General features: G+C 60.4%; 15 protein-coding genes. 2 read left to right on the forward strand and 13 right to left on the reverse strand.

The genetic code is table 11. The annotated features are described in order from the left end of the window. Positions 1-40: 40 nt before the first annotated feature. A complete protein-coding gene (locus tag ACTQXO_RS02970) occupies positions 41-880 on the forward strand; it encodes a sulfide/dihydroorotate dehydrogenase-like FAD/NAD-binding protein (RefSeq protein ID WP_006235793.1) in 840 nt (279 codons plus the stop codon). Continuing rightward, positions 871-2,280: an NADPH-dependent glutamate synthase gene (gene gltA, locus ACTQXO_RS02975; protein WP_117647774.1), complete on the forward strand. Its 1,410-nt coding sequence runs from the start codon at positions 871-873 to the stop codon at positions 2,278-2,280. Before ACTQXO_RS02970 ends, gltA begins: the two co-directional genes overlap by 10 nt. A 128-nt stretch (positions 2,281-2,408) precedes the next feature. On the opposite strand, the gene ACTQXO_RS02980 is transcribed toward gltA, so the two are convergent. The 13 genes from ACTQXO_RS02980 to purF all read right to left on the reverse strand — a co-directional run bounded on the left by ACTQXO_RS02980 (position 2,409) and on the right by purF (position 13,707). Further along, positions 2,409-3,032, reverse strand: a complete 624-nt coding sequence (locus ACTQXO_RS02980; protein WP_427717988.1) for an AAA family ATPase — start codon at positions 3,030-3,032, stop codon at positions 2,409-2,411. 173 nt (positions 3,033-3,205) lie between these two features. Then, entirely contained in the window at positions 3,206-3,844 is a 639-nt protein-coding gene (locus ACTQXO_RS02985; protein WP_055285379.1) for an amino acid ABC transporter permease, read from the reverse strand. 3 nt (positions 3,845-3,847) lie between these two features. Further along, the gene (locus ACTQXO_RS02990; protein WP_441033137.1) at positions 3,848-4,594 is read right to left on the reverse strand and encodes an amino acid ABC transporter permease; all 747 of its coding nucleotides are present in this window, start codon (positions 4,592-4,594) and stop codon (positions 3,848-3,850) included. Positions 4,595-4,619: 25 nt separating this feature from the next. Then, positions 4,620-5,495 carry a transporter substrate-binding domain-containing protein gene (locus tag ACTQXO_RS02995; protein ID WP_441033134.1) on the reverse strand — a complete coding sequence of 292 codons (876 nt, stop codon included), beginning with the start codon at positions 5,493-5,495 and terminating at the stop codon, positions 4,620-4,622. Positions 5,496-5,503: 8 nt separating this feature from the next. Beyond that, the gene (locus ACTQXO_RS03000) at positions 5,504-6,235 is read right to left on the reverse strand and encodes an amino acid ABC transporter ATP-binding protein (protein WP_055251548.1); all 732 of its coding nucleotides are present in this window, start codon (positions 6,233-6,235) and stop codon (positions 5,504-5,506) included. A 368-nt stretch (positions 6,236-6,603) separates the two neighbouring features. After that, positions 6,604-7,047, reverse strand: coding sequence for a GatB/YqeY domain-containing protein (locus ACTQXO_RS03005; protein WP_427795123.1), 444 nt, complete (start codon positions 7,045-7,047; stop codon positions 6,604-6,606). A gap of 54 nt (positions 7,048-7,101) precedes the next feature. Then, complete coding sequence (locus tag ACTQXO_RS03010; protein WP_441033130.1) at positions 7,102-8,325, reverse strand: peptidylprolyl isomerase; 1,224 nt, start codon at positions 8,323-8,325, stop codon at positions 7,102-7,104. Positions 8,326-8,504: 179 nt separating this feature from the next. Continuing rightward, complete coding sequence (locus ACTQXO_RS03015) at positions 8,505-8,972, reverse strand: PTS sugar transporter subunit IIA (protein ID WP_427793748.1); 468 nt, start codon at positions 8,970-8,972, stop codon at positions 8,505-8,507. A 65-nt stretch (positions 8,973-9,037) separates the two neighbouring features. Beyond that, a complete protein-coding gene (locus ACTQXO_RS03020) occupies positions 9,038-9,505 on the reverse strand; it encodes a PIN domain-containing protein (RefSeq protein ID WP_441033127.1) in 468 nt (155 codons plus the stop codon). Next, entirely contained in the window at positions 9,502-9,846 is a 345-nt protein-coding gene (locus ACTQXO_RS03025; protein WP_441545420.1) for a hypothetical protein, read from the reverse strand. The genes ACTQXO_RS03020 and ACTQXO_RS03025 overlap by 4 nt, the downstream gene beginning before the upstream one ends. A 233-nt stretch (positions 9,847-10,079) precedes the next feature. Beyond that, positions 10,080-10,787 (reverse strand): phosphoribosylglycinamide formyltransferase, encoded by a 708-nt coding sequence (purN, locus tag ACTQXO_RS03030; protein WP_441033121.1) that lies wholly within the window; start codon positions 10,785-10,787, stop codon positions 10,080-10,082. Continuing rightward, positions 10,777-11,880, reverse strand: a complete 1,104-nt coding sequence (gene purM / locus ACTQXO_RS03035) for a phosphoribosylformylglycinamidine cyclo-ligase (RefSeq protein ID WP_427717964.1) — start codon at positions 11,878-11,880, stop codon at positions 10,777-10,779. The genes purN and purM overlap by 11 nt, the downstream gene beginning before the upstream one ends. A 156-nt stretch (positions 11,881-12,036) precedes the next feature. Continuing rightward, positions 12,037-13,707 (reverse strand): amidophosphoribosyltransferase, encoded by a 1,671-nt coding sequence (gene purF / locus ACTQXO_RS03040; RefSeq protein WP_441033118.1) that lies wholly within the window; start codon positions 13,705-13,707, stop codon positions 12,037-12,039. Positions 13,708-13,721 lie beyond the last annotated feature (14 nt).

Here is a 13,721-nt window from a genome sequence, read left to right on the forward strand (position 1 = left end):
TGGAGGCACGGTTCGGTTGCCCTAACAAGAGAGGGGTTCTATGTATAAAATCCTGGAGAAGACGCAGTTCTCGGAGAAGGTGTTCAAGTTCCGCATCGAGGCGCCTGCAATCGCCAAGCATGCGCACGCTGGACAGTTCCTCATGGTTCGCGCCAACGAGACGGGCGAGCGTGTCCCGTTTACCCTGGCCGGCTGGAACGGTGACGAGGGCTGGGTCGAGTTCATCTTCATGGTGATCGGCAAGACCACCGAGATGCTTTCCACCTACGAGGCCGGCGAGTCGCTGCGCGACGTCGTGGGCCCGCTGGGCGTTCCCACCGAGATGGCCGAGGGCCCCTGCGCCGTCATTGGCGGCGGCGTCGGCCTGGCAATTGCCTTCCCGGTCGCCAAGCACCTGGTCGAGACCGGCCACGAGGTGCACGCCATCATGGGCGCTCGCACCAAGGACCTCCTGCTCATGGAGGACCAGTTCCGCGAGCTCCTCGACGAGGACCACATCCACATCACCACCGACGACGGTTCCTACGGCGAGCAGGGCGTTGTCACCGCTCCGCTGGAGCGCCTGCTGCAGGACAAGGCCGTGAGCCAGGTCTTCTGCGTCGGCCCCGTTCCGATGATGAAGTTCTCGACCCTCACCGCCCAGAAGTACGACACCCCCATCACCGCGTCGCTCAACCCCATCATGGTTGACGGCACCGGTATGTGCGGCTGCTGCCGCGTCGAGGTGGGCGGCGTGACCAAGTTTGCTTGCGTCGACGGCCCCGACTTCGATGCCACCCTGGTCGACTGGGATGACCTTCGTGCCCGCCAGGCCGCTTACCGTTCCGAAGAGGGCGAGTCCCTCAAGGCCTATGAGGAAAAGAGCTGCGCATGCCACTAGTTAACGGTCGTTTCGTTGCCGATATGAAGTCGCCCCGCACCCCCGATAACGAGGAGCCGGCCGCCGAGCGCGCCTGCGACTTCCGCCCCGTCGACAAGGGCTTCACCGAGGAGATGGCGCTGGCCGAGGCCGAGCGCTGCCTCAACTGCAAGAAGCCGTTCTGTGTTGAGGGCTGCCCCGTCAACATCAACATCCCCCGCTTTATCGAGCAGATCCGCGAGAAGGACTTTGGCGGCGCCCTCGATACCATCCGCGAGGACTCCATGCTTCCCGCCATCTGCGGTCGCGTCTGCCCGCAGGAGAACCAGTGCGAGGGCAAGTGCATCCGTGGTAAGAAGTCCGAGCCCGTGGCCATCGGCCAGCTCGAGCGCTTCCTGGGTGACCGCCCCGAGCTCGCCTCCACGCCCAAGATGGCTCCCAAGAACGGCAAGAAGGTCGCCGTCGTCGGCTCCGGCCCGTCCGGCATCACCTGCGCCGGCGAGCTCGCCCGCAACGGCTTTGACGTTACCGTCTTTGAGGCCTTCTTCACCGGCGGCGGCGTGCTGGTCTACGGCATCCCCGAGTTCCGTCTGCCCAAGGCGGTCGTCAAGCGCGAGATTGACGGCCTTGAGGACATGGGCGTCAAGTTTGAGTACAACTCCGTCGTGGGCAACATGGCCACGGCCGAGGAGCTGTTCGAGCAGGGCTTCGACGCCATCTACGTGGCGACCGGCGCTGGCCTGCCCAAGTTCCTCAACGTCCCCGGCGAGAACCTGCCCAACGTCTTCTTCGCAAACGAGTACCTCACCCGCGTGAACCTGATGAAGGCCAACAAGTTCCCCGAGTACGACACCCCCACCAAGCACGGCAAGAACGTCGTCGTCTTTGGCGGCGGCAACGTGGCTATGGACGCTGTCCGTACCGCCAAGCGCCTGGGCGCCGAGCACGCCATCATCGCCTACCGTCGTACCGAGGACGAGATGCCCTGCCGTCGCGCCGAACTGCACCATGCCAAGGCCGAGGGCGTCGAGGTTCTGCCGCTCGTCTCCCCGCTCGAGTTTGTCGCTGGCGAGGACGGCTCCGTGTGCGCCGTCAAGGTCCAGAAGATGGAGCTCGGCGAGCCCGACGAGTCCGGCCGTCGTCGCCCGGTGCCCATCGAGGGCGCCATCGAGGAGATCCCCTGCGACGTCGCGATCTCGGCTATCGGTACCAACGCCAACCCCTTCGCTGCCAAGATCGGCGGCAAGATGGAGCTCAACAAGTGGGGCTACATCGTTGCCGACGAGGAGACCGGCCAGACCACCGATCCCCGCATCTGGGCCGGCGGCGACATCGTCACCGGTGCCGCTACGGTCATTCTGGCGATGGGCGCCGGCAAGAAGGCCGCCGCTTCCATCACCAAGAGCCTGCTGGGCGAGTAATCACCTACAGCGCTAGCCACCAAACGGCAAAGTCCCCGTCGGGCACACGCCCGGCGGGAACTTTTTTCTATGCCAGCCGCTCGATCATCACAAAGGTGCCTGTCCCCTTTGTGATGGCTTTTGGTCGGCTAGCCTTCGAGCTGAGCCACTTTGTAGCGGTAGGCAGCGGCTATGACGTCTTTGCAGCCCTCGCGACCCAGCTTGGCGCGGTTGACGACGATATCCTTGCCGCTCGTCATCTTCCACTTTCCGGCGCTGTAGCGCTTATAGAACGCCTCGCGTGCCTTCTGCTGCTGCTTGACCAGCTTGGCGCCCTTCTTTTTGTTGAGCCCACGCTTCTTGCGCACGATCTCGACGCGGTCCTCAAAGGGTGCGGTCACCAACACGGCAATGTGATTAGGGTTGTTACGCAGCAGGTAATCGGACAGGCGACCCTCGATAATGCAGCTCTCGGTCTCGCCCAGGTCCAAAATCACCTGGCTCATCTTTTGGAACAACTTGTCCGAGTACGAACGCGCATCGTAGCGGTCGGGCAGAAACGCCATGTTCTCCACGGCCAGACGCTCGTCATAGGCGGCCATCTTATCGAGCGACTCACCCGCGCGCATCGACGCACGCACCAGCAGCTCGTTGTCGTACAGCGGAATTCCCAACTCGTTGGCAAGCATGCGGCCAATCTCGTGGCCCTCGGCGCCAAAGTCGCGCGCGATGGTAATGACCACAGGATTCTTCTTGTTCTCCAGATCGCTCATCGCGATTCCTTTCTCTATGTGACAAAGGGACAGTCCCTTTGTCACATTCATTTTGCCCCCACCTTCGTCCTGGTTTCCCAAGTGCGGCAGATTGCCCCGAAAGAGGAGCGCCGCGTACTAAATGTACGCAAGCGATGATTGAGGGGCAAGGTGCCGTGCTTGGGGAAGCAGGACTATGCGGCCACAATGCGACGCTGATATGCCCTCACCAGCAGCGAGATACCAAAGTTGAGCACAAAGTACATCGCAAACACCAGGCCGTAGAGCATAAGCACCTGCGACAGGTCGATCGCGTGGGCCATCACGACGTTTGCCGTGTACATGAGCTCGGCCACGTTAATGCCCGAAAGATACGAGCTGTCCTTGATGACGGTCGTGCACTGGCTAAACAGCGCCGGAATGATTGTCTTAAACGTCTGCGGCAGAATGATATAGCGCATGGTGGCAAAGAAGCCAAAGCCCTGGCTCTGCGCCGCCTCAAACTGGCCGCGCGGAATCGAGTTGAGGCCGCCACGCACAATCTCGGCCATAACAGCGCTGGTAAACAGCGTAAAGGCGATGGTCGAAATCACAATGTCCAAACCCTGCACCGTAAAGTAGATGAACAGGATCCACAGCAAGTTTGGCGTGCAACGGAACAGCTCGATATAGGCGCTCACCAAAATACGGAACGGACGGGGCGCGTAGCTTTTAACGAGCGCCAGCACCGTGCCAAAGATGAGCGAGAAAAAGATCGACAGCGCCGAGATCTCGATTGTCTTAACAAAGCCGCCCCAAATGTAGAGCAGGTTGGTCGCGTTGAAGATTTCCATGCGCTAGGCCTCCTCTACGTTGTCGAGCCCCAGCTCGGCCAGGCTCATGCCGCGCGGGCGCTCCTTGGAGCGGCGCTCGAGCCACTGCACCAGCATGGCGAGCGGAAAGCAGATGATGAAGTACATAAGGCAGCAGACGATGTATCCCTGCAGGTAACCGTACAGACTCACAAAGTTGTCGGAACGGTACATAAGGTCGCCGCCGGCCACAAGCGCCAGCACCGACGTGTTTTTGACCAGGTTGAGTGCCTGGTTACACAGCGGCGGCAGAATGATCTTGAACGTCTGGGGCAGCACGATGTAGCAGTATGCCTGCGCACGGGTGAAGCCCTGGCTCTGGGCCGCCTCCATCTGGCCACGCGGAACGGCCTCGATACCGGTACGGATGACCTCCGAAATGTAGGCAGCGTGATACAGGCCCACGCCCAAGAAGCCCAGCACAAACGGCGCGATACGCACCGGCTGGTCGGCACCGGTTATGGCCTGCAAAAACTGCGGACCGGCCATGTACATAAAGAGCACCTGCACGGGCAGCGGGGTGTTCTGGTAAAACTCCACGTACACGCGGCTTATGGCGCGCAGAACGCGAGAACGAGTGGTAGAGAACACGCCAAGCAGCGTGCCCAACACCAGCGACAGCAGCAGGCCGGCAACGACCACCTGCATCGTCACGCCAAAGCCCTCCCAGAAGGGCCCCATGTTTTGGAATGTCGTCGACCAGCGGTCGGCGTCAAACAATCCTTCGAGCATTTGATTCCTTCCTTGGACGATGCGCCTATACAAGACCCCAGGTCTTGACCTCTTGGTCGAGCCAGCCGTCGGCCAGGCGATCGCATATCACCTGATCGACCACGGCCGAAAGATCGCAGCCCTTCTTGGTCGCCACGCCGTAGCCCTGCTCGCCAAACTTGACCTCGGGTTGCAGCAGCTCGACGGTCTCGTTCATGTAACCGGCCAGCGTGGAGCGGTCCATGGCAAAGACGTCGATATTGCCGGCATCGAGCGAACTCTTAATGATGGGGTAGCCGCTAAAGGCCCTAAACTCGGGCTTGCAGCTAAAGCCGTTGTCCTTGATCATCTGCTCGATCAGGCCCTGCGTGGTGGCACCCTGGCTCACGCCAATGACCTTGCCGTCCAGGTCCTCAATCGAGGTAAAGCCCGAACGCTTCTTGACCATGAGTCCCACGTAGTCGGTACGGTACGGCGTCGAGAAATCCCAGCTCTTCTTGCGCTCGTCGGTGATGGTGTAGGTCGCCGCGACCACGTCGAGCTGGCCGTTATCGATCAGCGGGCCGCGCGTCTTGGGCGTTACGTCAGTAAACTCGACAAGCTCCTGGGCACGGGCCTCCTTGTAGCTCACGCCAAAGACGGCAGCGGCGATCTGGTAGCACAAATCGACCTCCATGCCCTCAAACCGGCCCTTGGCGGTGTCGTAATAGCCGTAGCCAGGAACGTCCTTCTTAACGCCGGCATTCAGATGGCCACGCGACTTGATGGCCGCAAGCTTAGACCCCTTGTCGGAGTCCTCGCCGCCGGTGGAGTTGCCGCAGCCGGTAAGCGCGGTCCCCGTCAGCGCGAGCATACCGGCGCCCGCCAGCTGCAAAAAGTGGCGGCGCGACACGGCCGCCCTCGTCATATCCGTCATGTCCATCACCGCGCCTAGTGCAGAATCTTGGACAGAAACTCGCGGCAGCGCGGGTTCTCGGGGTTATCGAAGAAGTGCTCGGGTGTGCCCTCCTCCAGGATGCGGCCGTCCTCCATAAAGATGACGCGGTCGGCCACCTGGCGCGCAAAGCCCATCTCGTGCGTCACGCAGATCATGGTGATATCCTCCTGCGCGAGCTCAATCATAACGTCCAGGACTTCCTGGACCATCTCGGGGTCGAGCGCCGAGGTCGGCTCGTCAAACAAGATGATGGGCTGCTTGGTGCACAGGGCACGGGCAATGGCGATGCGCTGCTGCTGACCGCCCGAGAGGTTCTGCGGATACTCGCCGGCCTTATGCGCCATGCCGACGCGCTTGAGCGCGGCGATGGCGATCTCGGTCGCCTCCTCCTTACTCTTCTTTTGCAGCTTGATGGGCGCGAGCGTCAGGTTGCCCAGCACCGTCATGTTGGGATATAGGTTGAACTGCTGAAACACCATGGAGCTGTACTTGCGAGCCATCTCCAGGTGATTCTTTTTGGTGAGCGGCGTACCGTCGATGATGACCTCGCCCGACGTGGGCTCCTCCAGATAATCGACGCAACGGATGAGCGTGGACTTGCCCGAGCCGGAAGGCCCGATCATTACGAGCTTCTCGCCGCGCTTGACGGTGAGGTTGATATCTTTGAGCACATGCAGGTCGCCAAAGTACTTGTTGAGATGCTTGATCTCGATCATGTCTGCCATGAATATCCCTTCCCTGCGCTTACACGAATTGCTCTATTTTACGGAAAGAACCACGTTTCCGCAGCCCACACTACATTCCCGTAAAGAACCCGCAACCTTTAACCCACTCATTGGGGACAGGCTTAAATGAGTACCCAGCCCACCAAAAAGGGGCGCGACCATGACGGCCACACCCCTCAAGACCCGAAAATAATACAACCGCCCTTGTTGAGCATAAGTCAGCGAAAACCCGTACACGCGAGCAAGGTGACGTGAAATGAAAGGGCGCAGACCTCATGGTCGCGCCCTTGAAATTGAACGTCAGATTGCCGCGTGTACGGGTTTGCAGCGTCGAGCCGTTACGCGGTTTGGTAAAACCGCGTAACAAATTACGCGAGTTTGCCGCCGACAATCTTGGCAGCTGCAGGCTTATCGAAGTTGCCGCCGGTGGCCTTGCCGAGCGCCCCCATAACCTGGCCCATCTGCTTCTTGGACGTGGCGCCCAGCTCGGCGATGACCTGCTCGATCAGCGCCTCGAGCTCCTCGCCCGAAACCTGCGCGGGCAGTAGGCTCTCCAGAATCTTGACCTGCTCGGTCAGGTTGTCGGTACGATCTTGATCGGTACCGGCCTTGATGGACATCTCCAACGTCTCGCTTGTCTGCTTAATCAGACGCTTGATCATGCTGTTGACGTCTTCCTCGGTCACGTCGCGGCGCTCGTTGACCTCGATGTTCTTAACCTCGGCCTTGACCTGGCGAATGATAGACAGGCGAACCTTGTCCTTGGCCTTCATGGCGGCAATCATTTCCTGCTGCAGCTCTTCGTTGGTCATCTGCAAATCCTCCTCAATAACATGGGCGGCACTCGCACGAGCACCGCCCCTTGATTACTCAGTCGTCGACGAATCGTCGGTCGAGCTCTTGGTGACGCCCTTCAGGCTCACGTTATAGGGCACGTCCTTGGGCATGGGGTTGACGGTAATGTCGGCATCCTTCGTGTACTTCTCCAGCCACTCGTTGTATGCCGTGCCCGATGCCTGGGTCTTCACCACATTGGAAACGTACTTCTTAATAGCCTTGGGCACCTGATTGATGTCATCGACCTGGCCATCGACATGGAAGTAGTCGGTGCACTTGATGATGTGGTAGCCATACGTCGACTCGACCACGTCGCTCACATCGCCCTTGTTAAGGCCCTCGAGCGCCGTCTGGTAGCTGTCGACAAAGGTGGTGAGCTTATCCCAGCCCACGTCACCCTTCTTCTCCTTGGAACCGGTGTCGTCGGAATACTGCTTCACGGCATCCTCAAAGCTCAGCTCGCCGGAGTTGATCTTATCCAGGCACTCCTGCGCCTTGGCCTTGGCGGCGGCCTTGTCCTCGTCCGAAGCGTCGGAATCAACCTTGATCAGGATGTTCGACGAGCGGCGGGCATCGTTGTAGTTAGACAGGTTCTCGTTAATGTAATCGACAATCTCGCTGTCCTTGGGCTTGCTGGTGGGAGCAACGGCATCCTTAAGCTTCTGCTGCGCCAGGCTCTCCTTGAGCGAGTCCTTGTAGGTGTCCTCGGTATAGCCGTAGGTCTTAAGGGTCTCCTTAAAGGTCTTGGCGCCGCCCGCGCTCTTGCAGGCGTCCTTCCAAGCCTTCTCTACTTCCTCGTCCGAAACCGTCACGCCGTTCTCCTTCTGCGCCTGCTGGAGCAGAATCTGCTGCGTATAGGAATCGATGAGCTGTTTGCGGTACTTCTTGGGCGTCAGGTCATTGTCAACCAGATACTGCGCCCAATCCTCATCCTTGGTGTAGCCGTAGGACGTGCGCATGCTCATGATCTGCTTGGTTACGGTGTCCTCGGTGAGATTGGTTCCGTTGACGGTAGCAGCCACACCGCCGGTCAGTTTGTAACCCGAGTTATTGTTCTCGGTCTGCGACATCAAACCGGAGCACGCCATGGCCGAGACGGAAAGCAGCATTGCCAGCACGCCGATAACCACCAGGACGATCTTGACGGTCTTAGACACGTACGTCTTGCGCTGCTTCTTGCGAGAGCTGGAGGCAGCGCGGGACCGTTGCTCGGGCGTCGGTGCGGCCTCGGAGTTCTTTTTCTTGTTTGCCATAGTTGGCCTTTCGCATCACGAATCGAACAAACGTCATTGTGTCACAACGCAGCCCCGCGGCACACCTGGTGCATGGGAGACAGGTTAATCTGCACCATTTTGGTGCAAAGGGGACAGCTCCGACAGCTAGGGACGTTCCTTTTCTGCCGGCAGTTAGGGACAGTCCCCAAATGCCGGCCCTAGAAGTGGCGGCGGATGGCGTCGACCATGCCCTGGGACGAAGTCTGGCCGAGCACGTCGGCTGCGGCGTCAGCATCCATAAAGATATTCATAAGCGCTTGCAGAGCCTCGACCTGGCCGCCCGGCTCGGCAATACCCAGATTGATGATGATCTGCGCCGGCACGGGGGCACCCATACCCGCCATAGCATTGAACGTCACGGGCGCGGAGGGCTTCATCACCGCGATATAGGGCTTAGCCACAAACCCCGGATCGGTATGCGGAATGGCAATATTGGCCGCCGGCATAGCGAGGCCCGTGGGATAGATGTCCTCGCGCGTACGGACGGCATCGAGCCAACCGGACGCAATGTAGCCGCGCGGAGCGAGCTCGCCCTCGAGCCGCGCAAACACCTCATCCGGCGTCGCGCACTCCCAATCAAAAAACACCAGCTCAGGCGCGAATAGCATCTCGGCGTTATCCGCCATACCGTCCTCCAAAGTTGCATGAGGTTCACAATGCCCCATATGATAGCGAAACCAGACAGGCAAGGTTAGCCGAGGATCCCAATCATCTCGAGTGCGCGGGCAGGCGTCAAGCACACCTCGGGCATCGCCTCCAGCATGCGCCGGTCGCTCGTGACCACGTAGTCAACATCTGCCGTCTCGCCCGAAGCGATGATGAGGTTGTCTTCGAGATCCGGCATGCGCTTGCCAAGCATGCGCGCCATCTCGCACTCTGCCAACGAAAGCGGAGAGGCAGTTGCCACCTGCATCATGTGCTCGATGCAGGCCCATGACGCCGAGGTAAACGGCACGTTAATCCCATTCGCATTCCGCCGGGCCAGACGCCGAGGCAGGATATAGAACACATCCTTTGCCGTCGTGGGCGTGTACAGAAGGTCAATCTTTCCCGCCTCGGCCAGTTCAACTAATCTCTTCGCTTCGTCGAACGCCCCCTCTTGCAGGTAATAATCGAGCCAAACGTTCGTATCTACCAAGAGATGCTTTGCCTCGATCATCGACAATTCGCCTCAATATCGGCAATCATCGTGTCATACATATCATCTCGTACGGCATCCCAGTCTTCCGCAGATGATCCAAATGGCGCAAAATCCGAAGCATTTAGCCCCAGCGATGAAAAAGCTAGGCCACACCCCTGCTCGGCCAGGCTCTCCGCGCGGGGTGCCTCGCGCTTATCCGTCACCATAAATCCCGGCAACGCTTGATGCTCGACAAGATAGGCCCAAAGCGCACGAATGGCATCGATCGGCCCCAATCCATTGCGTGTCAGGACCGCATCGCCACCAGCCTTGAGCATAGGATCGATTCGTGTGTTGAGCTGCACCGTTGCTGCACCCATAGCGGCTCCTCTCTACTTGCTAGCAGTATAGCAAACATAAAAGGCCACGCAAAAGGGCCCCGCCCACACACGGACGAGGCCTATCGGATTTCTTGGAATGGGAATGGTGCCCGTCACGTTATCCAGAGCCCAAAATCAAAGAGATATTAAGCTGATTGGGGCACATGTGATTCCATATGCCCCAATCAGCTTTTTTGATAGTTTACGTCGCAATGAAAACCAGGTGAATCCTTTTACGCACGATGGCGCGCCGGATCAATTGCCACCTTACCGCTCTCCAGCACGTGGACGCGGCCGTCAGCGAGCATCTGCACGACTTCGGGATACAGCACGTGCTCGATCGCGTGAATGTGCTCCTCGAGCGTATCGACATCCCAGCCTTCCTCAACGGCCAGCGCGCGCTGGGCGATGATGGGACCGTTGTCGTAGATCTCGTTGGCAAAATGCACGGTCACACCGGTCACCTTGACGCCGCGCGCAAAGGCATCGTCGATCGCATGCGCACCGGTAAAGCTCGGCAGCAGCGCCGGATGCAGATTGACAACGCGGTTGGGGAACGCCGCCAGCAGGGGTGTGTGCACCATGCGCATGTAGCCAGCCATGACCACATACTCGCAGCCGCGCTCGAGAAGCTCGTGCGCAATAATCTCGTCGGCGGCGATAGGGTCGGCGTAGACATCCTTGGAGAGCGTCAGCGTCTGGATACCCGCACGCTCTGCACGCTGCAGGCCCTTGGCCGAAGGACGGCTCGACACCACGAGCTCGATCGAAGCATTGAGCTTGCCGGCGGCAATCAGGTCGACGAGCGCCTGCAGGTTGGTGCCCGAACCGCTGATGAGCACGCCGATCTTGAGCGGATCGGCCGTGTCGGTACCGGTCGGACGGGTGTAGGGCACAAAGTCCAAGCCCTCGGCGGCAGCCGTCTGCTCGTTAGCGCTCATCGGAGTACACGACCTTACCGGAGCCCTCGACGCATTCGCCCACGCGGAACGGCTTCTCGCCCAGCGCGACCAGGGCATCGGTTACCGCGGCCTCATCTTCGGGAGCGACAATCAGGCACAGGCCGACGCCCATGTTGAAGGTCTTGCATGCCTCGTTGGGCGTAAGCTCGGCCTGGTGCGAAACATAGGTGATCACGGGCGGAATGTCCCAGCCCATCTCGGCGCCATTGCGGGTGACCACGGCGTCGACGTCGTCGGCCAACGCACGGTTAAGGTTCTCGGTGATGCCACCGCCGGTGATATGGGCGATGGCGTGCACCGGAGCGCCGCCGCGGAGCAGCTCAAGAATCGGCTTGACGTAGATGCGCGTGGGGGCCAGCAGAGCGTCTGCCAGTGATGCGCCGCCGAGCTCCTCGAGCGGACGGCTCAGCTCCTCGGCCTTAGCGGCGGCCTCGGGCGTACCAGGCTTGATGCCGTCAACGCCGATGACCTTACGCACGAGCGAGTAGCCGTTGGAGTGCACGCCGGTGGAGGGAAGGCCCAGAATCACGTCGCCGGGGCGGACGTTGGCGGGGTCGAGCATCTTGGGACGGTCGACGACACCCACGGTAAAGCCGGCGAGGTCATAGTCGGCGGGAGCCATGACGCCCGGGTGCTCGGCCATCTCGCCGCCCACGAGCGCGCAGCCCGCGAGCTTGCAGCCGTCTGCCACGCCCTTGATGATCTTTGCCATGTGCTCGGCCTCGATGTGGCCGATGGCAACATAGTCCAAAAAGAAGAGCGGCTCGGCGCCCGAAGCCAAAATGTCGTTGACGCACATGGCGACCAGGTCCTGGCCCACCGTCTCGTGACGGTCCATGATCTGGGCGAGGACGAGCTTGGTGCCCACGCCGTCGGTACCGCTGATCAGAATCGGGTCTTCCATATCCTTAAGCGCGGCGGCCGAGAACAGGCCGCCAAAGCCACCGATGCCGCCGATAACCTCGGGACGGTTGGTATCCTTAACCATTTGCTTAATAGCGTCGACGGCGCGGCCGCCCTCGGCGGTATCGACGCCGGCATCCTCATACGTCACATGCTTGCTGTCGCTCATCTGAGCCTTCCTCTCCCACTACCGTTTGACACACAGACGCCAAACAGTGCTCATAGTTGCCCTCAAGTTGGCGCACACGGTAACAACACGCGCCGCCAAATCAACAAAACAGCAGGTAAAACCTACCAAAATAAACCTGTCCCTAAATGGCAGGTTTTAGGCCTCGCCGTGCTTCTCTTCCCAGCTGCGGTCATCGTATTTCTCGACCACGGCGTCGTCGCCAAAGTGCAGCGGCTTATCCAGGTTGCGGGGCTTAAAGCCCTCCATAAACTTGTCGCGGCCAAAGCTCTCGGGAATCGCCACGGGATAACGGCCGGTAAAGCACGCATCGCAGTAGCCGCCCTTGGGCATGACCTTCAGCAGGCCCTCGACCGAAAGGAAGGCCAGCGAATCGGCGCCAATGTACTCGCAGATCTCATCGACCGTCTTGTTAGCGCTGATGAGCTGCGACTGCACGTCGGTATCGATGCCGTAGAAGCACGGCCAGATGACCTCGGGCGAGTTGATGCGGATGTGAATCTCCTTGGCGCCGGCGTTGCGCAGCATCTTGACGAGCTGCACCATGGTGGTGCCGCGAACGATGGAGTCGTCGATGACGACCAGGCGCTTGCCCTCGATATTGTCGCGCAGTGGATTGAGCTTCATGCGCACGCCCATGGCACGCAGCTCCTGCGTGGGCTCGATAAACGTACGGCCCACATAGCGATTCTTGATGAGGCCCTCGCCAAAGGGAATGCCGCTCTCACGCGAATAACCCTCCGCAGGCGGCAGACCGGAGTCGGGCACACCGATGACCAGGTCGGCATCGACGGGCTCCTCGTGTGCCAGCTGACGACCCATGTCGTAACGGCAGGCGTAGACGCTCTTGCCATTCATGATGGAGTCGGGGCGGGCAAAGTAGACCTGCTCAAAGATGCAGTTAGCGGGCTCTTCGGCAGCGGGCACGCCTTGCTCGGACACCAAGCCCTCGGCGCTGATGCGCAAGATCTCGCCGGGACGGACGTCGCGGACGTACTCGGCACCCACAATGTCGAGCGCGCAGGTCTCGGACGCAACGACCCAGCCACCAGCGCGAGTGACATGAGTGGCAGCGTCGACCGTCGCGGCGTCGTCTTGCGACGGCAGCCGCGAAACGGATGCGGCGTCGGCCTGGTCCAAGCCCTCGTCCACAAGCTTGCCCAGCACCAGCGGACGAATGCCGTGCGGGTCGCGGAAAGCATAGAGCGCCTGCTCGTTGATGAGCGTCATGGCATAGCCACCGCGCACGAGTTCCATCGTCTTGCGAATGCCCTCGCGCAAATGGCCTGTGCGCTGCGTAAAGTAGCCGATGAGCTTGGTCGCGACCTCGGAATCCGAATTGGAGAGAAACGGCACGCCCAGCTCGATGAGCTGACGGCGCAGCTCGTCGGTGTTGACGAGGGTGCCGTTGTGCGCAAGTGCGATGATGACGCTATTAATGGTCGAAAGATGTGGCTGCGAGGCTTCCCAGCTCTTGGCGCCGGCAGTGCCGTAGCGCACGTGACCCACGGCCAACTGACCAGAAAGCGTCGATAGGTCGGCGTTGGAGAACACACGGTCGAGCAGTCCCAGGTCTTTACGAACCATAACCGTGCCGCCGTCGCCCACGGCGATTCCCGCCGATTCCTGGCCGCGATGCTGCAGCGCACGCAGACCAAAGTACGTCAGTCGAGCCACGTCGCGATCGGGCGCCCACACACCAAAAACGCCGCATTCCTCATGCAGCTGGTCGGAGTCCGGATCGTACGTCGACATGGTCGTCACCTGTCCCGTGGCACGCTCGGCCGCGCGGATGGTTTCTTGAGACATGGCATCCCCTCAGA

This window comes from Collinsella sp. LCP19S3_D5 (genome assembly GCF_052121415.1).
Lineage (GTDB): Bacteria > Actinomycetota > Coriobacteriia > Coriobacteriales > Coriobacteriaceae > Collinsella.